This window comes from Streptomyces sp. NPDC006193 (genome assembly GCF_040613915.1).
Classification (GTDB): domain Bacteria; phylum Actinomycetota; class Actinomycetes; order Streptomycetales; family Streptomycetaceae; genus Streptomyces.
Window position 1 is genome coordinate 340982 of sequence record NZ_JBEXTB010000001.1, and the last position, 25301, is coordinate 366282.

The following is a 25301-nucleotide window of genomic DNA, read 5'->3' on the forward strand; positions in this document are numbered from 1 at the left end:
TTAAGCCACCGTAGCCTCTAAGGTCGGCTAACGCAAAACTTTAGCTTTTATCGTTATGGGTGCCCGGCACCTCCAGCTCCCGAGGAGAGAAGGTCCATGTCCTCCGTCGAACTCACCCCGCCGGAAGCGGCCCGCTGGGCCGCCCGCGCCGGCCTCCCGCTGCCGGCCGACCGCCACGCCGCGGTCGCGGCCACCGCCCACCACATGCACTCCGTCGTCGCGGTCCTGCGGGAGCTGGACTTCGGGGACACGCCGCCCGCCCCCGCCTACCGCGCCGAACAGGAGAACCGCGATGCAGCCGTATGAACTGCCCCTGGCCGCTGCAGCCGACGCGATCCGGGCTCGGCGGCTGTCCCCCGTCGAACTGGCCGACTCGGTCCTGCAGCGCATCGAGCAGGCGGAGCCGCACCTTCAGGCGTATGTCACCGTCACCGCCGAGCACACCCGCCGGGCCGCGCGCGAAGCCGAGAGCGACATCGCGGCCGGCCGCTACCGCGGTCCGCTGCACGGCATCCCGATGGCTCTCAAGGACGTGATCGACGTCGCCGGCACGGCGACGTCGGCCGGCTCCCGCGTCAGGGCGAACCATCGCGCGCAGGCCGACAGCGCCGTCGCCGCCCGCCTGGCCGCGGCCGGCGCGGTTCTGGTCGGCAAGACCCACACCCATGAGTTCGCCTACGGGCTGACCACCCCGCAGACCAACAACGCCTGGAACACCGGCCGGGTCGCCGGCGGTTCCAGCGGCGGGTCCGCCGTCGCCGTCGCCGCGGGCACCGCGACGTTCGCGCTGGGCACCGACACCGGCGGATCGATCCGGGTGCCCGCCGCGCTCAACGGGGTCGTCGGCCTCAAACCGACGTACGGCCTCGTCCCCCGCCAGGGCGTTACGCCGCTGTCCTGGTCACTGGACCACGTCGGCCCGATCACCCGCACCGTCGAGGACGCGGGCCTGGTCCTGACCGCCCTGGCCGGACACGACCCGCGCGACCCCGCGTCCCTGCCCACCCCGGCCGTGGACCACCGGCCGGGCGCGGGCACGGACCTGACGGGGCTGCGCGTAGGCGTGCCGCGCACCTACTACTTCGACCGCGTCGACGCGGAGGTGGAGGCCGCCGTCCGGCGTGCCGTCGACCAGCTTCAGTCGCTCGGCGCACGGCTCGTCGAGGTCGAGATCCCCATGACCCGCTACATCCAGGCCACCCAGTGGGGCCTGATGGTGCCCGAGGCGACCGCCTACCACGAGAGCACCCTGCGCACGGTCCCCGAGCTCTACCAGGCCGACGTCCGCATCCTCCTCGAGGCCGGCGGACTGATGCCGGCCGGAGACTACCTGCGCGCCCAGCGCGCCCGCACCCTCATGCGACAGGAATGGGCACGCATGCTGCGGGAGGTCGACCTGATCGCCGCTCCCACCGTCCCTGTGACCGCGGTCGAGGCCGGCCAGGAGACGATCACTTGGGCCGACGGCACGGTCGAGGGCGTCTCCGACGCCTACGTACGCCTCTCGTCCCCTGCCAACATCACCGGGGTGCCGTCCCTGTCCGTCCCGGTCGGCCACGACGCGGCGGGCCTGCCGATCGGCATGCAGTTGCTGGGGCGACCGCTCGGAGAGAGCGTGCTCCTGCGGGCCGGCCACGCCTACGAGCAGACCCAGCCCGCCCGCGAGCTCGCGCGCGTGGTGTGAACGAGCGCTCGGGCCCGGCCTCACCACGCGGCCGGCCGGAAGCGGCGTTCGGCTCCGATCGGCCGGGCGCCGCACGAAGGAGGCCTTCCTGCGGTAAGGGGTGAATCGCCAGACGCAAATGATTTTGCTTAAAGTGGGATTCCATGAGCAGGCAGATGGTGCGCCCCGGGGGGCGCAGCGCCCGGGTTCAGGCGTCGGTCCATGCCGCCGTACGTGAACTCACGTCGGAGGTGGGCCGGGACGCCCTGACGGTACCGCTGGTCGCCCAGCGGGCCGGCGTGACGCCGTCGACCATCTACCGCCGCTGGGGGAACCTGCAGGAGCTGCTGTCGGACGTAGCCGTCGAGCGTCTGCGGCCCGACACCGCGCCCCAGGCACACGGAACCCTGGCGTCCGACCTGACGGCCTGGGCCGAGCAGTTCCTCGACGAGATGGCCTCCCCCACCGGCCGCGCCTACACGCGTGACGCCCTGCTCGGCGACCCGGACGGCAGCAACGCCGGTCAGTGCTCGGCCTACGCCGCCGACCAGATCAGCCTCATCCTCACCCGAGCGGCCGAACGCGGTGAGAAGACGCCCGGCGTCGAGACGGTCATCGACCGCGTCGTCGCGCCCCTGATGTACCGCATCCTCTTCCGCCCGGACCGACTCGACGCCGCGTACGCGCGCCGACTCGTCGCAGAGGTCCTCGGCCGGACCGGCCCGTGACCAGGCGGCCGCGCTGACGCGCCCCCTCCGGCAGTGGTTCCGACATCCGGGCGGCCCGGTACGGCGCCGGTCAGCCGGCGGCGTACCGGACCGGCGCCGGTCAGCCGGCGACGACGGCTTCGGCCGCCGCCACCGCGCAGACGCGGGCGGCGCCGTAGGTGGCGATGTGCAGGGTGCCGCGCGGCGGGGCCTGCGGCAGGCCCATCTCGACCACGACGGTGTCGGGCCGGGCGGCGAGCAGGGTGTCCAGCGCCGAGCGCATCCAGGCGTGCCGGTGCTCGTCGCGGACCACGGCGACGATCCGGCGCCCGCCGGCCGCGGCGAGGACGGCGGCGCCGGCGCCCTCGCCGGTGAAGGAGCCGGAGGCGCTGCCGGGCAGCAGCCGCTCCAGTTCGGCGGTGACGCCCCAGGGGGTGCAGTCGCCGACGGCGATGTTGGGCGTGGGGTTGAACCGGGCGATGTAGACCGGCCCGGTGACCGGTGCGGGGGCGCCCGCGCGGGTCACGGTGAGCGCGCGGCGGGCGGCGACCAGGCCGATCTCCGGGTCGGGCGGGGTCCTCGCCCCCTCGCCGCGTGCCGCGGCGGTCCAGGCGGCCAGCTCCCGCACCCGGGCCGCGGCGTCGGCGAGGCGCTCCTCGGGCAGTTCCCCGGAGCGTACGGCGGCCACCAGCGCGTCCCGCAGGCCGAGCACCGTGCCCTCGTCGCACAGTCCGCCGCCCACGCAGATGGCGTCGGCGCCGGCCGCGATCGCGAGGACCACCCCGTGCTCCAGGCCGTAGGTGGCGGAGACGGCCCGCATCTCCATGCCGTCGGTGACGATGAGGCCCTGGTAGCCGAGTTCGCCGCGCAGCAGGTCGGTGAGGACGCGGCGGGACAGGGTGCCGGGGCGGTCCGGGTCGAGGGCGGGGACGAGGATGTGGGCGCTCATGACGGCCCGGGTGCCGGCGGCGATCGCCGCCCGGAACGGGGGCAGTTCCCGCTCGTACAGGGTGTCGGCGTCGACGTCGATGCGGGGTACGGCGTGGTGGGAGTCGACGTTGGTGTCGCCGTGGCCGGGGAAGTGCTTGGTGCAGGCGGCGACGCCGGTGGACTGCAGGCCCTCGACCCAGGCCGCGGTGTGCCGGGCCACCAGGTCGGGTCCGGCGCCGAAGGAGCGGACGCCGATGACGGGATTGTCGGGGTTGGCGTTGACGTCGGCGGAGGGCGCCCAGTCGAAGGTGATCCCGCAGGCGGCCAGGCGCCGGCCCAGCTCACGGGCGACCGCCCGGGTGAGGCCGGGGTCGTCGACGGCGCCGAGGGCGTGGTTGCCGGGGAAGGAGGATCCGGTGCGCACGTCGAGCCGGGTGACGTCGCCGCTCTCCTCGTCGATGGCGACCAGCAGGTCGTCGCGCTCGGCGCGCAACTGGGCCGTCAGCGCGGTGACCTGCTCCTCGCTGACGACGTTGCGTCCGAACAGGGCGACGGAGACGAGGCCCTCGCCGAGGCGGCGGCGCACCCAGTCGGGCGCGGTGGTGCCGTCGAACCCCGGCTGCAGCACCGCGAGGGCGTCCCGGGCGAGGGCGTCGCCCGCGGCGGAGCCGCTGCCGGACGCGGCGGTGGCGATGGTGGTCATCGGGACGTCATCCCTTCACGGCGCCGTCGGTGAGACCGCTGACAGCCTTGCGTTGCAGGAAGATGAAGAGGAGCAGGATGGGCAGCGCGAACAGGGACGAGGCGGCCATGGTGGCGCCCCAGTCGTCGCCGAAGGCGGTCTGGAACTGCGACAGCCACAGCGGCAGGGTCTGCTTCTCGACGTCCTTGTTGAGGATGAGGACGAGCGGGAACTCGTTCCAGGCGGTGATGAAGCCGAACAGCGAGGTCGCCATCAGGCCGGGCGCGAGCAGCGGGAAGATCACCTTGACGAAGGCCTGCGTGCGGGTGCATCCGTCGACCATCGCGGACTCCTCCAGCTCCTTCGGCACGGCGGCGACGTAGCCGCGCAGCGTCAGGATGGTCAGGGGCAGCACCATCATCGTGTAGAAGACGGTGAGCGGGACCAGGCTGTCGAGCATGTCGCCGTCACGGACGATCATGTAGATGGCGATGATCATGACCTCCCAGGGGGCCATCTGCGCCAGCATGAACGTCACGATGAGACCGCGCCGGCCGCGGAACCGCATCCGGGCGAGGGCGAACGCGGCGAACAGGGCGATGACGAGGGAGAACACGACCGACAGGACCGTGACGGTGACGGAGTTGAGCACCAGGGTCCAGAAGTGGTCGGCGTCGACCGCCTTCTGGAAGTGGTCGAGGGTGGCGTGGGCCGGGAACCACACCGGGTCCTCGGCAATGATGTCGCCGGTCGGCTTGAAGGCCGTCGCGAACATCCAGTAGACGGGGAACACGAAGCCGGCGAAGAGGACGACGGCGGTCGCGTTGGGCCACAGACGGCCGATGAGCGAGCGCTTCACAGCTCGTCCTCCTCTTGCTTGAGCACCATGCGCAGGTAGTACGAGGTGATGACGAGCAGCACCAGGATGGTCAGGAAGGAGATCGCCGCGCCGAGCCCGAAGTGCTGGTTGCCGACGCCCTCGACGTAGGCGTAGATCGGCAGGGTCTCGGTGAGGTGGTCCGGGCCGCCCTCGTTCAGCGCGAAGATCTGCGCGAACGCCTTGAAGATCCAGATGACCTCCAGGAAGGTCGTGGCGTACAGGAACGGCCGCAGGAAGGGCAGGGTGACCGAGGTGAAGCTCTGCCACGCGCCGGCGCCGTCCAGGGACGCGGCCTCGTACAGCTCCCGCGGGATCGTCGTGGTCGCCGCGTAGAGGTTGATCGCCACGAAGGGTACGGACTGCCAGACGAGGAGCAGGGTGACCACGGCGAAGGTGGAGAACTGGGTCTGCAGCCAGTTGTGGTCGGCCATGGAGTGCCAGCCCAGCCTGTCCAGCACCCAGTTGACGACGCCGAAGCGCTGGGCGAACAGCCACTGGTAGACGGTGGTGGCCGCGATGACCGGCATGGCCCAGGCGAGGACGAGGCCCAGCATGAGCAGCAGGCGCATCTTCTTGCCGAGGCGGGCGAGCAGCAGCCCGACCAGGGTGCCGCACACCATGATCAGTACGACGTTGGCGGCGGTGAAGAGGACGGACCGCTCGACGACGTGCCAGAACTCCCCGCCGGTCAGCACCTCCCGGTAGTTGTCGACGCCGTTCCACTCGGTGAGGTGCTGGATGAGCTGCCGCGGGTTGAGGTTCTGGAACGACAGCATGCCGTTCTTGACCAGGGGCCAGCCGAGCAGCACGACGGTGGCCAGCAGCGCGGGCAGCAGGAGCAGGTAGGGGGCGGCGGCGCGCCGGGACGCGGCCCGAGGGGTGCGGTCGTCGCCCCGCGGCGGGCCCGGCACCCGGGCCGTGCGGACAGCGGGCTCCCCGGCCGTGTCCGTGCCTTCGGTCTGCACTGACATGAGTTGCCATCTCTTCCGTGGCCGTACGGAACCGCGGCCGTACAGGACCGCGGCCGTACGAGACCGTGGCCGTGCGCACGGCACGGCACAGGCGGGTGCCGGGAGCGCCCCTCGCGGCGCTCCCGGCGCGGGTCTAGTTCTGCTGGGCCAGGCGCTTGTTGATCTCGCCCTCGACCTGCTTGGCGGCGGCCGCCGGGGACTTCCCGTTCAGGACGGCGGTCATGTACGACTTGATCGGGTTCGGGTTGTTCTCCACCGCGCCCCACTCGGGGATCAGCGGGGTGGTGCCGCCGACCGCGGCGCCCGGGGCGATGGCCTCCGCGACGGGGTTGCCCTTGAGGTTGCTCTCCAGGGCCTTCTTGTTCGGGATGACGCCGTTGAGCTTGGCCAGTTCGCCCTCGTACCGGTCGGACAGGGCGATCTTCAGGAACTCCTCGGCCAGGGCCTGCTTCTTGCTGCCGGCGGCGACGGCGAGGTTGGAACCGCCGAGGAAGACGCTCTCCGGCTTGTCCGCGCTCTCGCCGGGGATGGGGAAGTAGCCGAGGTCCTTCTCGATGGCCTTGTTGGCCTGGACGGCGGTGGCGGCCTCCCAGCCCATGCCGATGAAGGCGCCGGTCCTGCCCTTGGCGAAGACCTGGGCCTGCTGCGGGGTGGCCTCGTCCTTGTCCTTGGGGGCCTCGGAGTAGGAGGCGTACTTCTTGTAGATCTCCATCGCCTTGGCGACCTTCGGGTCGCCGAGGTTGGAGACGTACTTGTCGCCGTCCTTCTTCACCAGGTCGGCGCCCTGACCGATGGTCAGGCCGTCGAAGAAGTACCAGTTCTGGCCGGGCAGGTAGAGCGGTTCGGCGTCGGTCTTCTTGCCGATGGTCTCCAGGTCCTCGAAGAACTCGTCCCGGGTCTTCGGGGTGTCCTTGATGCCGGCCTTCGCCCAGATCTTCTTGTTGTAGACGACCACGCGGCTGGTGAAGTACCAGGGGGCGGCGTACTGCTTGCCGTCGTAGACCGAGGACGTGGAGACGGAGGGCGTCCAGTCCCGGCCGATCTCCTGCTTGAGGTCGCTCAGGTCGGCGAGGCCGCCGGTGGCCGCGTAGGCCGGGGTCTGGGTGTTGCCGACCTCCAGCACGTCCGGCGGGCTGGACTCGGAGAGGGCGGTGGTGATCTTCTGCTGGATCCCGTCCCACTTCTGGGTCTCGAACTTCAGCTTGGCGCCGGTCTTCTTCTCGAACGCGGCGGTGACGTCCTTGACCCACTGGTCCGGCGTGGAGCCGTCCATCGCCCAGACCCTCAGGGTCTGGCCCTTGAAGCTGTCCGGTCCCGCGTTCTTGCCGCTGTCGTCGCCGTCGTCTCCGCCGCACGCCGACACGGAGACCATCATGCCCGCGACCACGATCGCGACCGCAAGATTGCGCTTCACGCCACCCTCCTCAGGGATGCTGCTGACCCCCACGCCCGCTGCGGTGACCTGCGCACGACGCTGTTGCACGTAGGGCTCGGGACCTGGCCACTAATGGTGTAGACCAGTACGGTGGAGCTTGGCCTAGACCTTTTTGGGTGTCAAGGGTGGTTCGGGAAGCCGGTCCCGGCCGTTACGAGAAAGTCACCGGAGTGCGTCCGTCCGCGTTCCGCCCGCCGTCCGCGCCGTCATCCGGATCAGAGCACAAGGGAGTTGGTCGCCATGAACGGGAGTTCACCGGCACAGCCGGGAAGGCAGGCATGACCACGGACGTCAGCGGTGCCCAGCCGCACGGGCGGGCGCCCGGCCGCACCGCGCGGGTGCCGAAGTACTACCGGATCAAGCAACAGCTCCTGGCCATGGCGGACGCCCTGCAGCCCGGCGCGGCGATGCCCGCGGAACGGCTGCTCGCGGTCCGGTTCGACACCTCCCGGACCACCGTCCGGCAAGCCCTGCAGGAACTGGTGGGCGAGGGACGGCTCGACCGGATCCAGGGCAAGGGCACCTTCGTCGCCCAGCCCAAGCTGTACCGGACGCTCCAGCTCACCTCGCACACCGAGGACATGCTCGCCCAGGGCCTCGCCCCCGCCTCGCAGACGCTGGACGTCGCCGAGGCCCCCGCCGACGAGAAGCTGGCGGGCCTGCTCGGCATCGGCGCCGGCGAACGGGTGCTGCGCATCGAGCGGTTGCGGCTGGCCGGCGGCGAACCGATGGCGATCGAGACGACCCACCTGTCCGTACGGCGCTTCCCCGGCCTGCGCCGGTCCCTCGCCGCCTGCCCGTCGCTGTACACGGTGCTCGCCGAGGTGTACGGCGTCCGTCTCGCCGAGGCCGACGAGACCATCGAGACCTCGCTGTCCACCCCGCGCGAGGCGCACCTGCTCGGCACCGACGTGGGGCTGCCGATGCTGCTGCTGTCCCGGCACTCGCGGGACGCGCGGGGCACTCCGGTGGAGTGGGTGCGCTCGGTGTACCGGGGTTCGCGGTACAAGTTCGTCGCCGCGCTGCGCCGCCCCGGCCCCGGCGGTCCGGCGGAGGGGTGCCCCGCCGGACCGGGAGGGGCGGCCGCGCCTGACCCCAGGAGGGATCGGACGTCGGCCGCGGATCAGCCGGCGGGGTGACCGGCGCGGCCGGCGGCGGGAGCGGCGACGGTCTCCTCCGTCAGGGTGACGTCCTGGTCCGTCACCGCGTGGAAGGCGGGGAGCAGGAGGATGCCCGAGGGGCGCAGCTCGGTGAGGGTGGCCTGGACATGCGCCGCCCCCGCCTTCGGCTGCCCCGTCCCCGACGCGCCCTCCTTCGTCCCCTTGCCGTGCGCGGCCCTGCCCTTCGGCTGCTTGCCCTTCGTCTCTTTGCCCTTCTGCTGCGTGCCCTTCGACCGGCCCTTCGCCTGCTTGCCCTTCGCCTGCTCGGCCTTCCGCTCCCCGGCCTTGCGCTCCCCGGCCTTCGGAGCCTTCTCCTCCTTCGACGCCTTGTCGTCCGACTTCGCCGCCCCGGGCGTCCCCGCCTTCAGCGCGTCCGTCTCCAGCGTCCGGTCCGGGAGCTTCCCGGAGTTCTCCCAGCGGTGCTCGGCACCGTCGCAGCGGGCGACGCCGCCGCCGACGCCGTACTGGAAACGGGGATCGCCCTGGCTGACCGACGAGCTGATGAGCACCGGTCCGGTGCCGCCGGTGCAGCGGTAGCTGCCGGAGAGCGTCACCGTGCCGTCGGGGGCGACGCGGCCGACGGGGTCGACGGTGATGAACTCGGCGGGGTCGGCGCCGGCCGGGCCGGCGGCGGCGCACAGCAGGGCAGCGGTGCCGAGGGCCGTGGCGAGGAAGGGGCGTACGGGCATGGGATACCTCCCGGATTGCGTGGGGTCCATGGTTCCCACTCGTACCGGGCGGTCACTCCGGCGGACGTGACCGTCACCCCAACGGGGGCGCGTCATGGGCCCGTCCGGGAGAGGCACGGGTCCGCCGCCCCCGACGCGCGGCCGGCGCACGGCCGATGCGGGGTGTGCGTTCCGCCGGCGCACCGGCGGGGAGCCCCGGATGCCGACGACCTAAAATGATCAACGTGTCCGAGCAGCACGCCCCCAGGTCCCTCATCGTCACGCTCTACGGCGCGTACGGCCGCTTCATGCCCGGCCCGGTGCCCGTCGCCGAGCTGATCCGGCTCCTGGCCGCGCTCGGCGTGGACGCGCCCTCCGTGCGCTCCTCGGTGTCCCGGCTCAAACGGCGCGGTCTGCTGCTGCCCGCCCGCACGGAGTCCGGCGCGGCCGGGTACGGACTGTCCGCGGAGGCACGGCAGTTGCTGGAGGACGGCGACCGGCGCATCCACCCGACCGCCCCCGCCGAGGACGAGGGCTGGGTGCTCGCGGTGTTCTCGGTGCCGGAGTCGGAGCGGCAGAAGCGGCACGTCCTGCGGTCGCGGCTGGCCCGTCTGGGCTTCGGCACGGCGGCCCCCGGCGTGTGGATCGCCCCGGCCAGGCTGCACGAGGAGGCGGAGCACACGCTGCACCGGCTGAAACTGGATCCGTACGTGGACTTCTTCCGCGGCGAGCACCTGGGTTTCGCTCCGACGGCCGAGGCCGTGTCCCGGTGGTGGGACCTGGCCGCGATCGCCAAGGAGCACGAGCGCTTCCTGGACGTGTACGCCCCCGTGCTGCACGCCTGGCAGCAGCGCCCCGGCACCCCGCCGCCCGAGGAGGCGTACCGCGACTACGTCCTGGCCCTGGACTCCTGGCGCCGCCTCCCCTACACCGACCCGGGGCTGCCCGCCCACCTGCTGCCCTCCGGCTGGCCGGGCGTCCGCTCGGCGGAGGTCTTCCGGGGTCTGCACAACCGGCTGCGGGACGCGGGGGCGCGGTTCGCGGGCCTGTGACCCGGCCCGCCGCCCGCGCGGCAGGGGCCGGAACGGCGCCGGGGCCGGAGCCGTCGCACGGTCACCGGTCGGCGACGGCGGGGGCGACGGCGGGGTGACAGGGGGGCCGGGCGGGGGAAGGCGGACGCGGGCCGGGGTGAGCCGCCGCGCACCGGGGCGGACGGTCCCGGGCGAAGCCCGCCGACGGCCTGGGCGGCCGGGCCCGTACCATTCCTAGGGTCGAAAGCAGGACAGCCTGCTCCATGAACGGACTCGCTTTGCACGAACGCCCCGCCGAACCGGCCTCCTGGCGCATCGCGCTGCCGCACACCGCCGCCGCGGTGCCGGTGGCGCGTGCGCTGGTGCGCTCGGCCCTCACCGACGTGGAGCACACGGCCGACTGCGACACGGCGGAGCTGCTCACGGCCGAGCTGGTGGCCAACGCGGTGGAGCACACCGCCGGTCGCGGCCCGATAGAGCTGGTGGTGGAGCTGCGGCCGACGGGCTGCCAGGTCGAGGTGCACGATCCGGATCCGGCGCCGCCCGGCCATCTGACCCGGCCGGTGATCGAGGAGCCCGACGTCTGGCAGGAGGGCGGACGCGGGCTGCTGCTGATCCGCGCCCTCAGCTCCTCCTGCGGTCACCGCCCCACCCCGTCGGGCAAGGCGGTGTGGTTCAGACTGCCTGCCGTTCCCGCTCAGCGGCGTCCGGCGTGACGCCGTCCGGCGCGGCGCCGGCCAGCGTGGAGTGCCGGCGGCCGTAGCCGGCGTAGATCAGCAGGCCCACCGCGAGGAACACGGCGAACTGGAGCCAGGTCTGCCAGCCGGTCTCGTACATCAGGTACAGGCAGAAGGCGACGCCGAGCAGCGGGGCCACGGGGTAGAGGGGCACGCGGAAGCTGCGGCTGAGGCCCGGCTCGCGGCGGCGCAGGGCGATCACCGCGAGGTTGACGGCGGCCATGACGGCGAGCGTGCCGATGGTGCACAGGTTCATCACCGCGTCGAGGGAGGCGAAGGCCGCCGGGACGGCGAAGACGACGGCGACGATCAGCGTGCCGGCGACCGGCGTGGACGTCCTCGGGGAGACCTTCTCGAAGACGCGCGGGATCAGGCCGTCGCGGGACATCGACATCAGGATGCGGGTCTGGCCGTACATCACGGCGAGGACCACGGAGGCGATGGCGACGACCGCGCCGAAGGCGATGACGCCGCCGCCGACGGTGGAGCCGGTGACCTCGTTGACGACGTAGGACAGGGCCGCGGGGCGTCCGGCGACCTGGTCGCCGCCGACGGCGCCGATGGCGGCGAGCGCGACCGCGCAGTAGAGGAGAGTCACGATGCCCATGCACACCATGATCGCGACGGGGATGTCGCGGCGCGGGTTCTTCGCCTCCTCGCCGGCCGTGGTGATCGCGTCGAAGCCGATGTAGGAGAAGAACGCGGCGGTGGTGCCCGCGCCGATGCCGCCGAGGCCGGCCGGGGAGAACGGGGTGAGGTTGCCGTCCTTGAAGGCGCTGTAGCCGATGGCGCAGAAGGCGAGCAGGATCGCCAGCTTCACGGCGGCCATGGCGGCCGTCGCGCGGGCGCTCTCCCGGACGCCGCGCACCAGCAGCACGGAGGCCAGGGCGATGACGATCACCGCCGGGAGGTTGACGATCCCGCCCTCGCCGGGGCCGGCCGACAGGGCGGCCGGGAACTGCAGTCCGGTGAGGCTGTGCAGCAGCTCGTTGACGTACTGGCTCCAGCCGACGGCGACGGCCGAGATGGAGACGCCGTACTCCAGGAGCAGGCACCAGCCGACCAGGAAGGCGGTGGACTCGCCGAGGCCGGCGTAGGCGAAGGAGTACGAGGAGCCGGAGACCGGGATCGCGCCGCCCAGCTCCGCGAAGGAGAAGGCGGTGAAGACGCAGGTGAGCGCGGCGAGGACGAAGGAGAGGACGACGGCCGGGCCGGCCTGGGCGACGGAGTCGGAGAGGCCGACGAAGATGCCGGTGCCGACGATGGCGCCGACGCCGAAGCAGATGAGCTGGAAGAGGCCCATCGTGCGCTTGAGGCCGTGTCCCTCGCGGTCGGCGCCGGATTCGGCGACGAGCAGGTGCGGGGGCTTGATACGGGGAGCGGGCATGCGGGTGGTGCTCGTTTCTGGTGGTGCGGGCAGCCGTGGTGGGGCTGCGGGCGGCGGTCCCGGAAGGGGTGGGTCCGGGCCGCCGGTCAGGATACGGCTGGTCAGGCGAGTGTGGCTACCAGCACTGCCTTGATCGTGTGCAGGCGGTTCTCGGCCTCGTCGAAGACGACCGAGTGGGCGGATTCGAAGACCTCGTCCGTCACCTCCAGCGACCGCAGGCCGTAGGCGTCGTGGATCTCCCGCCCCACCGTGGTGCCGAGGTCGTGGAAGGCCGGCAGGCAGTGCAGGAACTTGACGTCCGGGTTGCCGGTGGCGCGCAGCACGTCCATGGTCACGGCGTAGGGGGCGAGGGCGGCGATCCGCTCCTTCCACACCTCCTTGGGCTCGCCCATGGAGACCCAGACGTCGGTGGCGACGAAGTCGGCGCCGGCGACGCCCTCGGCGACCTCCTCGGTGAGGGTGATGCGGGCGCCGCTGGACGCGGCGAGGCCCCGGGCGCGGTCCACGACCTCCTGGGCGGGCCAGTAGGACTTCGGGGCCACGATCCGCACGTCCATGCCGAGCAGGGCGCCGGTGACCAGGTAGGAGTTGCCCATGTTGAAGCGGGCGTCGCCGAGGTAGGCGAAGGCGATCTTCCGCAGCGGCTTGGCGCTGTGCTCGGTCATGGTGAGCACATCGGCGAGCATCTGGGTGGGGTGCCAGTCGTCGGTGAGGCCGTTGTAGACGGGCACGCCGGCGTACGCGGCCAGCTCCTCGACCTTGGCCTGGCTGTCGCCCCGGTACTCGATCGCGTCGTACATCCGGCCGAGGACCCGGGCGGTGTCCCTGACGGACTCCTTGTGCCCGATCTGCGAGCCGGAGGGGTCGAGGCAGGTGGTGTGGGCGCCCTGGTCGGCGGCGGCGACCTCGAACGCGCAGCGGGTGCGCGTCGAGGTCTTCTCGAAGATCAGCGCGATGTTCCTGCCCCGCAGGTACGGCGTCTCGGCACCGGCCTTCTTGGCGGCCTTCAGCTCGGCGGCCAGCTCGACCAGACCGCGGAACTCCTCCTCGGTGAAGTCCAGCTCCTTGAGGAAGTGGCGGCCGGCGAGGGCGGTCGGCACTGTCGCCATGGGGGCGCTCCAGACGTACGACGACACAAGACCCTGGAAGTCTATACGACCATCCACATTTCTATACGGCGTCCCGTTCGACGGGGCAGCTCATGCACCGGGGACCGCCCCGGCCCCGGCCGAGCTCGCTGCCCGGGATCTCGATCACCTCGATGCCCTGCTTGCGCAGATGGGTGTTGGTGGTCACGTTCCGCTCGTAGGCGACGACGACGCCGGGCTCGACGGCGAGGACGTTGCAGCCGTCGTCCCACTGCTCGCGTTCGGCGGCGTGCACGTCCTGCGTGGCGGTCAGCACGCGGATCTCGCCGAGGCCGAGCGCGGCGGCGATCGCGCGGTGCATGTGCTCCGGAGGATGGTCGGTGACCTTCAGCTCCCGCTCCCCGGCCCCCGGTTCGATGGTGTAGGAACGGAGCATGCCCAGGCCGGCGTACTGGGTGAAGGTGTCCCCGTCGACCATGGTCATGACCGTGTCCAGATGCATGAAGGCACGCCGCTTCGGCATGTCGAGCGCCACGATCGTACGCGCCGAGCCGGCCGCGAACAGTTTGTGCGCCAGCATCTCCACGGCCTGCGGGGTGGTGCGCTCGCTCATCCCGATGAGGACGGCCCCGTTGCCGATCACCAGCACGTCGCCGCCCTCGATGGTGGAGGGGTAGTCGACCTGGCCGCGGGACCAGATGCGGAACGTTTCGTCACGGAACTGCGGATGGTGGCGGTAGATCGCCTCGAAGTGGACGGTCTCGCGCTGCCGGGCGGGCCAGCGCATGGCGTTGATGGAGACGCCGTCGTAGATCCACGCCGAGGTGTCCCGGGTGAAGAGGTGGTTGGGCAGCGGACGCAGCAGGAAGTCGTCCAGTTCCATGACGTGGAAGCGGACCGAGGTCGGTTCGGCGTGGGCGTCCAGGAACTCCCGCTTGGTCATGCCGCCCACCAGGGCTTCGGCCAGTTCGGACGGCGGCATCCGGTCGAAGGCGGCGCGCAGGTGGTCGGTGGCGAGCGGGCCGTACTCCTTCTCGTCGAAGACGCGGTCCAGCACCAGTGCGCGGGCCTCGGGGATCTCCAGGGTCTCGGCGAGCAGGTCCCCGAAGAGGTGGACGACGACCCCGCGGTCACGCAGGACGTCGGCGAACCCGTCGTGCTCGGCGCGCGCCCGGCGCACCCAGAGCACGTCGTCGAACAGGAGGGCGTCCTTGTTGCTGGGGGTGAGCCTCTTGAGCTCCAGATCCGGCCGGTGCAGGATGACGCGGCGCAGCCGCCCGGCCTCGGAGTCGACATGGAATCCCATGTCTCCATCCTGACCGCCAGGGCCCCCCTTCATCCTCCGTGCGGCCGTTTTACGCCCCCCGCTTCTCGTCCTCGTGACGACAACCGGTCCGCGGGGGGCGGCGGCGCCGCCGCGGACCGTCGGGCGCCGGGCGGCGGGCGGCGACGGCTACCGGCGACCGGCGACCGGCGACGGCGACCGTATCGGCGTGGGGAGCGACGCCCTTCCGCTCCCCTGGGTGCGTGCGTACAACGTCGCCTGCCGGCTACGGCACTCGTCGCCCGCCTGCGGCCAGCACGGCGGCGAGGAGTCCCGGAAAGCGGGCGTCCAGCTCGGCGCGGCGCAGAGCCATCAGACGCGCCTTTCCGATCCGCCGTGTCCGGGTGATCCCGGCTTCGCGCAGGATGCGCCAATGATTGGACAGCGTCGATCTGGGCACGTCCACACCGTCCGGGCTGCACGCACACTCACCGTTCTCGGCCATTCGGCGGACCAGTTCCAACCGGACCGGATCGCCCAGGGCGCGGAGCACCGCAGCCAGATCCCAGTCCGCGTGGTCGGGCTGTCCCACCGGCCCTCCTCGTCTTCGACCGTGTGCCACCCGTAGTATGCAGATCGCTTCGATATTTCGGGAAAACCGAAATGATCTAGGAGATGGCCGTGACGGTCCTTGCCACCCTTGCCCGTGTCTACGTCGACGACCTGGACGTGGCATTGCCGACCTTCGTCGAGCTGACCGGCGAGCAGCCACGGCTGCGGTTCACCTACCGCGGTCTGGACCTCGCGAGCGTCGGCGGCTATCTGCTCCTGGCAGGTTCCGAGGAAGCCCTGGCGCCTTACCGCGGCACCCACGCCACCGCGATCGTCGAGTCCATCGACCGGATCCTGAGCCTCACCGAGCGACACGGCGGAGAGATCCTCGACGGCCCCAACGAGGTCCCCACCGGCCGGAACCTGACCGTGCAGCACCCCGGAGGCGCGGTCATCGAGTACGTGCAGTTCCACGCGGCCGCGCGATCCGCCTTCGCGTGAGCCTGACCCGGTCGACCTGAACGGGCACATGCGGGCGCGCCGTCGAGACCGGTGAACGCCGCAGGCTCACCGATCGCCGGCCACCGCCGAGCCGCCGGCGGCCGGGACCAGCGGCTCGGCGGTGGGCGGGGCCAGGGCCTCGCGGCCGGCCGGGCGGGCGGGCGGTGGCGGAACGGTCACAGGCGGGGGTCCACCGGCTCGGACTCCAGCGCCAGCACGCCGAACACCGCCTCGTGCACCCGCCACAGCGGCTCCCCGTCCGCGAGCCGGTCCAAGGCCTCCAGGCCGAGGGCGTACTCGCGCAGGGCGAGGGAGCGCTTGTGGTTCAGCACGCGCCGGCGCAGCCGGGCGAGGTTGTCCGGCCGGGTGTACTCGGGGCCGTAGACGATCCGCAGGTACTCACGGCCCCGGCACTTGAGGCCGGGCTGCACCAGGCGCCCGTCCGCGCCGCGGACCAGCGCGCCGACCGGCTTGACGACCATGCCCTCGCCGCCGCGTCCGGTCATCTCCAGCCACCAGTCGACGCCCGCGCGCACCGACTCCGGGTCGCCGGTGTCGACGTACAGCCGCCGGGTGGTCTGCAGCAGTCCGCTGCCGTCGTGCTCCACCATCCGGTCGATCAGCGCGAGTTGCGCGTCGTGCGGCAGGGCGGCGAGGCTGCGGCCCTGGACGGCGAGGATCTGGAAGGGGGCGAGCCGGACCCCGTCCAGGCCCTCGGTGGTCCAGCAGTAGCGGCGGTAGGCGGTGGTGAACGCGGCGGCGTCCGCGGCGCGTTCCCGCTGGCGGGACAGCAGCCCGGCCACATCGGCGCCGCGCGCGGCCGCCGCCTCCAGGGCGGCGAGCGCGCCCGGGAACACCGCCGCGGAGGCCGCGCCCACGGCCGCGTACTGGCTGCGCAGCAGACCCGACGCCTTCAGTGACCACGGCATCAGCTCGGCGTCCAGCAGCAGCCAGTCCGTGCCGAGTTCGTCCCACAGGCCGGCGCCCGTGATCGCCGCGCGCAGACGGCCGAGGACCTCCTCGGTCGTCTCGGGGTCGTCGAGGAACGGCCGCCCGGTGCGGGTGTACAGCGAGCCGGTGGGACCGTCCGTCCCGAACCGCTCGCGCGCCGCCTCCGCGTCCCGGCACACCAGGGCCACGGCGCGCGAGCCCATGTGCTTCTCCTCGCACACCACGCGCGCGACCCCGTCCCGCGCGTACTGCGCGAAGGCCTCCCGCGGGTGCTCCAGGTAGCCCTCGGCCTGCGAGGTCTCGGTGGGCGCCATGGTCGGCGGCAGGTACGGCAGCAGGCGCGGGTCGGTCGCGAAACGGCTCATGACCTCCAGGGCCGCCGCCGCGTTCTCCTCCCGGATCGCGACCCTGCCCGCGTGCCGGGTCTCCACGGCCCGGCGGCCGTGCACGTCCGCCAGGTCCAGCGGCCGCCCGTCGTGCCCGCCGGGCGCCTCCACGCGCAGCGGCCTCACCGGCTCGTACCAGACCTGCCGGGCGGGCACGTCGACCAGTTCCCGCTCCGGCCAGCGCAGCGCGGTCAGCTTGCCGCCGAAGACGGCGCCGGTGTCCAGGCAGATGGTGTTGTTGAGCCAGGTGGCCTCCGGCACGGGCGTGTGCCCGTAGACCACGGCCGCCCGGCCCCGGTAGTCCTCCGCCCACGGGTAGCGCACCGGCAGCCCGAACTCGTCGGTCTCGCCGGTGGTGTCGCCGTACAGGGCGTGCGAGCGGACCCGGCCCGAGGTGCGGCCGTGGTACTTCTCCGGCAGGCCGGCGTGGCAGACCACGAGCCGGCCGCCGTCCAGGACGTAGTGGCTGACCAGCTGGTCGATGAACTCCCGTACCTCGGCGCGGAACTCCTCGCTCTCGGTCTCCATCTGCGCGATGGTCTCGGCGAGCCCGTGGGTGGGCTGGACCCTGCGGCCCTTGAGGTGGCGGCCGTACTTGTTCTCGTGGTTGCCGGAGACGCACAGCGCGTCGCCGGACTTCACCATCGCCATCACGCGGCGCAGCACGCCGGGGCTGTCCGGGCCGCGGTCGACCAGGTCCCCGACGAACACGGCGGTCCGGCCCTCGGGGTGCACGCCGTCGGCGTAGCCCAGCCGGGCCAGCAGCGCCTCCAGTTCGGCGGAGCAGCCGTGCACGTCGCCGATGATGTCGAAGGGGCCGGTGAGGTGGGTGAGGTCGTTGTGGCGCTTCTCGGTGACGACGGTGGCGCTCTCGGCCTCCTCCACCCCGCGCAGCACGTGCACGGTGCGGAAGCCCTCGCGTTCCAGGTGGCGCAGCGACCGGCGCAGTTCGCGGATGTGCCGCTGGATGACCCGGCGGGGCATGCCGGCCCGGTCGGCGCGGGCCGCGTTGCGCGCGGCGCAGACCTCTTCCGGCATGTCCAGGACGATGGCGACGGGCAGCACGTCGTGCTTCCTGGCCAGCTCGACCAGCTGCCGCCGGCTGTCCTGCTGCACGCTGGTGGCGTCCACGACGGTGCGGCGGCCGGCGGCGAGCCGCTTGCCGGCGATGTAGTGCAGCACGTCGAAGGCGTCCCCGGTGGCGCTCTGGTCGTTCTCGTCGTCGGAGACGAGACCCCGGCAGAAGTCGGAGGAGATCACCTCGGTGGGCTTGAAGTGCCTGCGCGCGAACGTCGACTTGCCGGAGCCGGAGGCGCCGACGAGGACGACGAGGCAGAGGTCGGTGACGGGGAGGACCCGTCCCGTGCGCGTGCCGGTCATGCCGCCTTCGCCTCCTTCACGGTGCTGCTCTCGAACACGGCCATCTGGGTGGGCGGCCCCACCTCCGGGTCCTCGGGTCCCACGGGCCGGAACGCGACCTCGTAGCCGTGCCGTGCGGCGACCGCGCCCGCCCAGGCGCGGAACTCCTCACGGGTCCACTCGAAGCGGTGGTCGCCGTGCCGGACGTGCCCGGCGGGCAGGGTCTCCCAGCGGACGTTGTACTCGACGTTCGGGGTGGTCACGACGACCGTGCGCGGGCGGGCGTGCCCGAACACGGCGTACTCCAGGGCGGGCAGGCGAGGCGGGTCGACGTGCTCGATCACCTCGCTGAGCACGGCGGCGTCGTAGCCCCCCAGCCGCTTGTCGGTGTAGGCGAGCGAGCCCTGGACGAGCCGCACGCGGGCCGCCTGGCGTTCGCCCATGCGGTCCAGCCCGAGCCGGCGGGCCGCGACGGTGAGCGCCCGCATCGAGACGTCGACGCCCACGATCTCCGTGAACCGCGCCTCCTTGAGCAGGGCCTGCACCAACTGCCCCTGTCCGCATCCGAGATCGAGCACTCGGGCGGCGCCGGACGCGCGGAGGACGGCGAGGATCGCCTCCCTGCGCTGCACGGCGAGCGGCGCAGGCTTCTCCTCCGGCTCCCCGGTCTCCTCCTCCACCGCGTTGTCGATCTCCTCGACCCGGCTGTCGTCGGCCTCCGCCAGCCGCACCAGCTCCAGCCGCTCCCGCGCCTCGCGGGTCAGCGACCGGCGCCGGGACAGGTACCGGCTGGTGATGAGCTGCTGCTCCGGGTGGCCGGCCAGCCAGCCCTCGCCGGCCCGCAGCAGCTTGTCGACCTCCTCAGAGGAGACCCAGTAGTGCTTGGCGTCGTCGAGCACCGGCAGCAGGACGTACAGGTGGCGCAGCGCCTCGGCGAGGGTGAGGGTCTCCGACTCCAGCACCAGGCGGACGTACCGGGAGTCCCCCCACTCCGGGAACGCGGTGTCGAGCGGCACGGGGTCGGCGGTCACGGTCCAGCCGAGCGGTGCGAAGAGGCGGCGTACGAGGGCGGCGCCGCCGCGGGCCGGCAGCGCCGGCACCTCGATGCGCAGCGGCAGCGGCGTCGCCGCCCGCAGGGGGCGGGCGGCGCACACCCCCCGCAGGGCGCTGGAGAACACGCTGCTGAGCGCGACCGCGAGCAGTGAGGAGGCGGCGTAGGGGCGGTCGTTGACGTACTGCGCGAGGGCGGCGTCGGGCGCGCCGCCGCGGCCCTTGCCCTTGCCGCGCCGGGCCAGCGCGACGGGGTCGATCTCCAGCAGGAGCGCGGCCGTGCAGCGCCGGGCGTCCGCCTCGGGGTAGAACACGTGGGCCGTGCCGTACGAGGTGGAGAACGCCTGTGCCCGATCCGGGTGCTTGTGCAGCAGGTACCCCAGGTCGGTGGCCGGGTCACCGGCCGTGCCGGTGGTGGAGATCGTCACGAACATGCGGTCGAGTCTCCCGGTCCGCGACCGCGCCGACCACCGGTTTTCCGGGGCCGCGCGCGGGTCCGGCCGGTCCGCGCCGGGCCGGCCGCGGCGCTCGCGGCCGGTGGTCCGCCGGACCGTCCGTCCTTCGGCGGCCCGGACGCGCCGCGCGGAGGCCGCCCCGCGCCGCCTCGCGCCCTCCCGCGCCGTCCCGTGCCGTCTCGTGCCGGGCGGCGTGCCGGTGCGCCGGCCGGGCGCGCGCTGCCGGGGGCGCCGTCCGGGTCGGGACACGGGTGGCGCTCATGCTGCGTACGGCCGGCCGGGCGCGGTCGCTGCGCGGCACGGGCGGGCGGTCGCCGCGAGGCACGGGCAGGCTCCCGCGGGCAGGCGTTCCCGGCGGGCCTTCAGCACGCGGGAGCCCCCCCCCCCCGCTCACGCGGGCCCGGAGACGTCGGTCGGCCCGGGCTCCGTGGACGGCGCGTGCGGCTCCGGCCGGCCCTCGGACACGGTGCCCGACATCACCCCGCAGGCCACCGCGGCCAGGACCAGTCCGACCACGAGCGTGTTGATCCAGAAGTAGGCGGGACTGCTCGGCACGGTGCTGCCGTCGTCGAGGACGCAGTCGAAGCGCAGCGGCACCCAGGAGGCCGTCTGGCCGACGAGCCGGCCTGCCGGGACGTCGTCGCGGCACTCGTAGGCCGGGGTCGAGTCCGCACCGGAGGAGGCCTCGTGCACGGAAAACGCGACCGTTCCGGCGCCCAGCAGGTAGACGATGACCGCGGCCGAACCGGCCATCCAGGCACCCCAGCGCAGCAGGTCCTGCGGCCAGTCCGGGCGCCGGCCGGGCAGGGCCACGGACACGGCCTTGACGACGACCGCGATCACCCAGACGGGGACCGCCAGCAAGACTCCGGGGATGAGCAGAGCGAACAAGGCACCGAGCGGGGATTCGTCGTCCATCCGGCGATCCGACCAGGGCCGCCCCGCCGGGGCAGTGACGGACGCCACAGTTCCGGCCACAGCCCTGTCACATCGCGCTCCCCGCCCGGCGCGCCGGGCGGGGAGCGGGCCGCGCGGGGCGTGTCACGGCAGCTGCGGCTTGACCTGCGTGGCGATCAGCTCCAGGTGGTCGAGGTCGTCCAGGTCGAGGATCTGCAGGTAGATCCGCTGGGAACCGATCTCCGCGTAGCGGCCGATCTTGTCGACGACCTCGGCCGGGGAGCCGGCCAGCCCGTTGGCCTTGAGCTCGTCGACCTCGCGGCCGATCGCGGCGGCGCGGCGGGCGACCTCCTGGTCGTCCCGGCCGACGCAGACCACCAGCGCGTTGGAGTACGTCAGGTCGTCCGCGCGGCGGCCGGCCTCCTCCGCGGCGGCGCGCACCCGGCCGAACTGCCGCTCGCTGTCCTCGATCGAGGCGAACGGGATGTTGAACTCGTCGGCGTACCGGGCGGCCAGCCGCGGGGTGCGGGTGGCGCCGTGACCGCCGATCAGCACCGGAACCTTCTTCTGGGCGGGCTTGGGCAGGGCCGGCGACTCGGTGAGGTCGTAGTACGTGCCGTGGAAGTCGAAGGTCTTGCCGACCTCGGTCGCCCAGAGCCCGGTGACGATCGCGAGCTGCTCCTCCAGCCGCGCGAACTTCTCCTTCGGGAACGGAATGCCGTACGCCTTGTGCTCCTCCTCGAACCAGCCTGCGCCGAGGCCCAGTTCCACCCGGCCGCCGGACATCTGGTCGACCTGGGCGACCTGGATGGCGAGCACGCCGGGCAGGCGGAAGGTGCCGGCCGTCATCAGGGTGCCGAGGCGGATCCGCTGGGTCTCGCGGGCCAGGCCGGCCAGGGTGATCCAGGCGTCCGTGGGGCCGGGCAGGCCGTCCACGTTGCCCATGCGGAGATAGTGGTCCGAGCGGAAGAAGGCGTCGAAGCCGAGGTCCTCGGTGGCCTTCGCCACGGTGAGCAAGGTGTCGTACGTGGCCCCCTGCTGGGGCTCGGTGAAGATTCGAAGGTCCATACACCTATCCTGCACGCCGCGCGCCCCGTCCTCCCCCTCGGTGGGCCGGGCACGGCCGTCCCCGGTCGGGTGAATCGTCCGCCCGGCGCGGGCCTCGGCACCGGCCGGTGAGCGGTGCCGGCGATGGCCGCCGGGCCTGCCGGAGCCGGACTGCGGGGAGCGGGAGGCGCGGGATGCGGGGCCTGCGGGATGCGGGTGCGGGGGCGGGGTGCGGGGCCTGCGTGGTGCGGGCTCGGTCCGGGAGACTGACTTGGCCGGTGGACCGAACCGGTCCGGAGAACCGGCTCAGGCCGCAACGGCGGCTCGGGCCGGGCGGCCGGTGCGGGACGCGCGCCTCCCCCGCACCATGCGGCCGGCCGGGGCCTCACACGGCGCCCGACGGGCTGCTCTCGCTGCCGCTTCCCGGCAGGACCTCCTCGCGGGCCGCCAGCTTGCGCAGCATCTCCCGGACGCGGTCGCGGGACTCGTCGGCCGCGTCGATGGCCTCCATGCACTGCCAGTACGTCGTCTCGTCGGCGGCGCCGCTGGCCATGCCGACGAGGGCCATGCCGACCTCGCCGAGCAGGCCGCCGAGGCGGAGCAGGGTCTCCCGGGCGTCGTCCAGCTCGGTGAGCTGAGCGGCGCGCAGGTCGCCCGGATCGAGTTCGGGCGGATCGAGGACCCCGCAGCCCCGGCCCGCCAGCTCGGTCAGCCCCAGCGCCTCGCCGCGCAGCTCCGGCGGGCCGGAGACCGCGAGGCGGCTCCCGATCGCCTGCGCCAGGGCCTGGGCCTGCCAGACCTCCGCCATCATCTCCGCCGTGTCGGTGCCGCCCGCCAGCGCACGCCTGCTCATGAGGATGAGCCGAACCGCGTCCATGCGGTGCCCCCCGTCCGTCTCCTCCGTGCGCTGCCGCACGTCTGCTTGAACTCCCTTGTTCACTACCCAGCGTGAGGGTGCTTGGTGCGAAAAGCTAGAGGAAGACCGAAATCTGTGGACAACAATTCTGATTCGGCACGCAATTCAACTACGGACAGTGATAACGGATCTCAGCAGTCCGGTTGTTGGCCGTCCGGCTCGGGTACCGGGAACCGGTGTTCGTTGCGCTCGATCTTGGCGGCCAGAGCGGCCAGCGGGTCGATGCCGAGCACCTCGCAGAGCTGCAGCAGATAGGCCAGCACATCGGCGACCTCGTCGGTCACCCGGTGCGCGGCGCCGGGGTCCTCCATCACCCGGGCCGACTCCTCCGGGGTCAGCCACTGGAAGATCTCGAGCAGTTCGGACGCCTCCACCGACAGGGCGGAGACGAGGTTCTTGGGGGTGTGGTACGGCTGCCAGTTCCGCGCGGCGGCGAACTCCGCCAGTCTGCGCTGGAGTCCGGCCAGGTCAGGGTGTTCAGTCACGCGTTCATGTGTACCACCGTGACGTCCGGGGTCCCGGCGGCCCATGAGGCGTCGCTGACCGCGGCCACACAGCGGATGTGGCCGCGCCCGCCCATCCGGGCGGCCAGCCGCAGCAGTTCCCCGCGCTGCGACGGGTCCAGGCCGCGGTCGAAGCCGTCGGCGAGGACCGTGAGGGTGCGCAGGGCGTCCGGCACCTCGCCCGGGGCGTCCATGTCCAGGACGCCGGGGCCGGTCAGCAGCACCAGCGTCAGCGCGAGGTAGCGCAGCTCGCCGTCGCCGAGCCGGGCCACCGCGGTGCGCAGGCCGTCACCGCGGTCGAGCAGCGCCCGTACCGTGCCGCCGGCCAGCGGCTCGGCGACCAGGTCGGCCACCGGGCCCGCGCAGCCCGCGCGCAGCGCCTCCACCAGCAGGCCGTGCCGGCGGCCGCATTCCGTGCGCGTGCGCCACAGCACGGCGGCGAGGTTGTCGCAGCCGGGCAGCAGCCGGCCGGAGCCCAGGGGGGCCGGGACGCGCATGCGGTCGGGGCGCGGGTCGCAGGGGAACACGGACCGCAGGGCGACGACCATCTGCTCGGCCGCGGCCAGCACACGGCGCTGTCCGTCGGTCTTGCCGGCCACGCGCAACGGCAGCAGGGCGGTGCCGAGGAGGTCGTCGGGGAAGGGGGCGCGGGTCACCGGCGCGGAGCCCGCGGTGTGCCAGGCGGCCTGGACGGTACGGCGGCCGGGGTCGCGCAGGGCGGTCTCCAGCAGGACGACGCCCCGGGCGGTCAGCCGCTCCCCCACGATCCGCAGCTCCGGTTCGGCCTGCACCGCGATGTCGAGCCGGACCGGGCCGTCCGCGCCGTCGGCCGTGCAGCCGATGCGGAAGCCCCGCCGTCCCCCCGCGTCCGGCCGTGCGCGTTCCGGCACACGGGCGGACGGATCCGGGAACGCCTCGGCGAGGGTGGCGCCGCCGCCGAGCCGGGCCAGCGCCTCGTACGCGGCGAGCGCGGTCGTCTTCCCCGACCCGCTCGGTCCCGCGAACACCGTCACCGGCCCCAGCGGGAACGCGGCCCGGCGGTGCCCGGCGAACGCCGACAACCGCAGCTCCGTGATCCGGGCGCGGACGTCGAGGGGCGAGCGGGACGGCGCGGGAACGGTCCCGGCGGACACGTCGGCCGCGGGGGGTTCGGCGGACACGGAGGGCACGGCCATATGCGGACCGTAGGCTCCGCCGGCCTGCGGAACCGTTTCGCTGCGGCAGCGTTCCCACGATCGGGGGACCCGCCCCTCGCGGCCGGCCCGCGCCGCCGCCTCGCGCGGGGCGCGGCCCACGGCGGGCGGAAGGGCAGCGCTGTGCCACCGCGGGTGGCGCGCAGCGCGGTCCCACGGCCGCCGGGCGGCCGGCACGGCTGCCCGGCGCCCCCGCGCGGCACGGTCTCCGAGCGGCCGGGACCGGCCGCCGGGCCGGCCGGCGCGCGGCACGCGCCCCGCGGCGGCTGCCACCGGTCACGCGCGAGTTGCCGCCGACCGCTCGGCGCGACAGCGGCCGACGGCCCGGACGGACGAAGAACCGCCGGCCCCCGCGCAGCCCGGAGCCGGCGGGGGCCGGGCCGGTGGCTCAGCCGCCCGAGACGCCGGCGCCTTCCATCAGGCCGCTGACCTCCGTGCCGGGCGGGGTCAGGAGGAACACGTTGCGGTCCACGCGGTGCATCCCGCTGCCGAGCCCGAAGACGACGCCCGTGCTGAAGTCGAGGACGCGCTTGGCGACGTCGCCCTCCGCGCCCGACAGGTCGAGCAGCACCGGCGCGCCGGCCATCAGCGTCTCGGCGACTTCCCTGGCGTCCGCGAACACGTTGACGCGCAGGACCACGAACCGGCGCCGGGTCTCGGTCTCGGCATCGGGCAGCGAGCGGTGGTCCACGGCGGACGGCCAGGCGTCCCGGCCCCGCAGCGGCACGACCTGGGCGAGCCCTTCCCACTGTTCATCGGTGACGTCGTAGCGGCTCACCGGCTCCCCCCGACCTGACTCGCACTCAATCGTTGCACCCGCCAATTCTTACGCCAAGTCACCCGTTCGGCCCAACAGCGACACGGTCCGCGACCGTCCCGACCCGCACC

The 25301-nt window shown here is 73.2% G+C and carries 23 protein-coding genes and 2 pseudogenes; 7 read left to right on the forward strand and 18 right to left on the reverse strand.

Going from position 1 to position 25301, the window contains the following annotated elements:
- Positions 1-96: 96 nt before the first annotated feature.
- The 3 genes from ABZ261_RS01420 to ABZ261_RS01430 all read left to right on the forward strand — a co-directional run bounded on the left by ABZ261_RS01420 (position 97) and on the right by ABZ261_RS01430 (position 2391).
- Positions 97-306 carry a hypothetical protein gene (locus ABZ261_RS01420; protein WP_356854520.1) on the forward strand — a complete coding sequence of 70 codons (210 nt, stop codon included), beginning with the start codon at positions 97-99 and terminating at the stop codon, positions 304-306.
- Complete coding sequence (locus tag ABZ261_RS01425) at positions 293-1684, forward strand: amidase (protein WP_356854521.1); 1392 nt, start codon at positions 293-295, stop codon at positions 1682-1684. The genes ABZ261_RS01420 and ABZ261_RS01425 overlap by 14 nt, the downstream gene beginning before the upstream one ends.
- A 143-nt stretch (positions 1685-1827) precedes the next feature.
- A complete protein-coding gene (locus ABZ261_RS01430; RefSeq protein ID WP_356854522.1) occupies positions 1828-2391 on the forward strand; it encodes a TetR/AcrR family transcriptional regulator in 564 nt (187 codons plus the stop codon).
- A gap of 100 nt (positions 2392-2491) precedes the next feature.
- On the opposite strand, the gene ABZ261_RS01435 is transcribed toward ABZ261_RS01430, so the two are convergent.
- The 4 genes from ABZ261_RS01435 to ABZ261_RS01450 form a co-directional block, all read right to left on the reverse strand.
- Positions 2492-4003, reverse strand: a complete 1512-nt coding sequence (locus ABZ261_RS01435; protein ID WP_356854523.1) for a glycoside hydrolase family 3 protein — start codon at positions 4001-4003, stop codon at positions 2492-2494.
- Between the two features lie 7 nt (positions 4004-4010).
- Positions 4011-4841: a carbohydrate ABC transporter permease gene (locus ABZ261_RS01440; RefSeq protein ID WP_356854524.1), complete on the reverse strand. Its 831-nt coding sequence runs from the start codon at positions 4839-4841 to the stop codon at positions 4011-4013.
- Positions 4838-5833 (reverse strand): sugar ABC transporter permease, encoded by a 996-nt coding sequence (locus tag ABZ261_RS01445; RefSeq protein ID WP_356854525.1) that lies wholly within the window; start codon positions 5831-5833, stop codon positions 4838-4840. Before ABZ261_RS01445 ends, ABZ261_RS01440 begins: the two co-directional genes overlap by 4 nt.
- 133 nt (positions 5834-5966) lie before the next feature.
- Positions 5967-7247, reverse strand: coding sequence for an extracellular solute-binding protein (locus ABZ261_RS01450; RefSeq protein WP_356854526.1), 1281 nt, complete (start codon positions 7245-7247; stop codon positions 5967-5969).
- A gap of 299 nt (positions 7248-7546) precedes the next feature.
- On the opposite strand from ABZ261_RS01450, the gene ABZ261_RS01455 reads away from it, so the two are divergent.
- Complete coding sequence (locus ABZ261_RS01455) at positions 7547-8407, forward strand: GntR family transcriptional regulator (protein ID WP_356854527.1); 861 nt, start codon at positions 7547-7549, stop codon at positions 8405-8407.
- Here the strand turns inward: ABZ261_RS01455 and ABZ261_RS01460 are convergent.
- Positions 8392-8547, reverse strand: a pseudogene (locus ABZ261_RS01460) (DUF6299 family protein); the annotation flags it as partial. The gene ABZ261_RS01455 and the pseudogene ABZ261_RS01460 overlap by 16 nt on opposite strands.
- 237 nt (positions 8548-8784) lie before the next feature.
- Positions 8785-9117, reverse strand: a pseudogene (locus ABZ261_RS01465) (DUF6299 family protein); the annotation flags it as partial.
- Between the two features lie 215 nt (positions 9118-9332).
- On the opposite strand from ABZ261_RS01465, the gene ABZ261_RS01470 reads away from it, so the two are divergent.
- Entirely contained in the window at positions 9333-10148 is an 816-nt protein-coding gene (locus ABZ261_RS01470; protein ID WP_356854528.1) for a PaaX family transcriptional regulator C-terminal domain-containing protein, read from the forward strand.
- Positions 10149-10390: 242 nt separating this feature from the next.
- The gene (locus ABZ261_RS01475) at positions 10391-10843 is read left to right on the forward strand and encodes an ATP-binding protein (RefSeq protein WP_356854529.1); all 453 of its coding nucleotides are present in this window, start codon (positions 10391-10393) and stop codon (positions 10841-10843) included.
- On the opposite strand, the gene ABZ261_RS01480 is transcribed toward ABZ261_RS01475, so the two are convergent.
- From ABZ261_RS01480 to ABZ261_RS01495, 4 genes are all read right to left on the reverse strand, one after another.
- Complete coding sequence (locus ABZ261_RS01480) at positions 10803-12251, reverse strand: amino acid permease (protein ID WP_356854530.1); 1449 nt, start codon at positions 12249-12251, stop codon at positions 10803-10805. The two genes, ABZ261_RS01475 and ABZ261_RS01480, sit on opposite strands and share 41 nt — an antisense overlap.
- A 101-nt stretch (positions 12252-12352) precedes the next feature.
- A complete protein-coding gene (gene argF, locus ABZ261_RS01485; protein WP_356854531.1) occupies positions 12353-13360 on the reverse strand; it encodes an ornithine carbamoyltransferase in 1008 nt (335 codons plus the stop codon).
- 61 nt (positions 13361-13421) lie between these two features.
- Positions 13422-14645 (reverse strand): arginine deiminase, encoded by a 1224-nt coding sequence (locus ABZ261_RS01490; RefSeq protein ID WP_356854532.1) that lies wholly within the window; start codon positions 14643-14645, stop codon positions 13422-13424.
- Between the two features lie 244 nt (positions 14646-14889).
- Positions 14890-15195, reverse strand: a complete 306-nt coding sequence (locus tag ABZ261_RS01495; protein ID WP_356854533.1) for a helix-turn-helix domain-containing protein — start codon at positions 15193-15195, stop codon at positions 14890-14892.
- An 89-nt stretch (positions 15196-15284) separates the two neighbouring features.
- On the opposite strand from ABZ261_RS01495, the gene ABZ261_RS01500 reads away from it, so the two are divergent.
- Positions 15285-15656: a hypothetical protein gene (locus ABZ261_RS01500; protein ID WP_356854534.1), complete on the forward strand. Its 372-nt coding sequence runs from the start codon at positions 15285-15287 to the stop codon at positions 15654-15656.
- A gap of 176 nt (positions 15657-15832) precedes the next feature.
- On the opposite strand, the gene ABZ261_RS01505 is transcribed toward ABZ261_RS01500, so the two are convergent.
- The 8 genes from ABZ261_RS01505 to ABZ261_RS01540 all read right to left on the reverse strand — a co-directional run bounded on the left by ABZ261_RS01505 (position 15833) and on the right by ABZ261_RS01540 (position 25191).
- Entirely contained in the window at positions 15833-18373 is a 2541-nt protein-coding gene (locus tag ABZ261_RS01505; RefSeq protein WP_356854535.1) for a polynucleotide kinase-phosphatase, read from the reverse strand.
- Positions 18370-19836, reverse strand: coding sequence for a 3' terminal RNA ribose 2'-O-methyltransferase Hen1 (locus ABZ261_RS01510; RefSeq protein ID WP_356854536.1), 1467 nt, complete (start codon positions 19834-19836; stop codon positions 18370-18372). Before ABZ261_RS01510 ends, ABZ261_RS01505 begins: the two co-directional genes overlap by 4 nt.
- Before the next feature lie 411 nt (positions 19837-20247).
- Complete coding sequence (locus ABZ261_RS01515) at positions 20248-20775, reverse strand: hypothetical protein (protein WP_356854537.1); 528 nt, start codon at positions 20773-20775, stop codon at positions 20248-20250.
- A 123-nt stretch (positions 20776-20898) separates the two neighbouring features.
- Positions 20899-21822, reverse strand: a complete 924-nt coding sequence (locus ABZ261_RS01520) for an LLM class F420-dependent oxidoreductase (RefSeq protein WP_356854538.1) — start codon at positions 21820-21822, stop codon at positions 20899-20901.
- Between the two features lie 364 nt (positions 21823-22186).
- A complete protein-coding gene (locus tag ABZ261_RS01525; protein WP_356854587.1) occupies positions 22187-22678 on the reverse strand; it encodes a DUF6099 family protein in 492 nt (163 codons plus the stop codon).
- A 170-nt stretch (positions 22679-22848) separates the two neighbouring features.
- Positions 22849-23247: a nucleotide pyrophosphohydrolase gene (locus ABZ261_RS01530; protein WP_356854539.1), complete on the reverse strand. Its 399-nt coding sequence runs from the start codon at positions 23245-23247 to the stop codon at positions 22849-22851.
- Positions 23199-24395 (reverse strand): ATP-binding protein, encoded by a 1197-nt coding sequence (locus ABZ261_RS01535; RefSeq protein ID WP_356854540.1) that lies wholly within the window; start codon positions 24393-24395, stop codon positions 23199-23201. The genes ABZ261_RS01530 and ABZ261_RS01535 overlap by 49 nt, the downstream gene beginning before the upstream one ends.
- 406 nt (positions 24396-24801) lie before the next feature.
- Positions 24802-25191, reverse strand: a complete 390-nt coding sequence (locus tag ABZ261_RS01540) for a cell division protein SepF (protein WP_356854541.1) — start codon at positions 25189-25191, stop codon at positions 24802-24804.
- Positions 25192-25301: the final 110 nt, after the last annotated feature.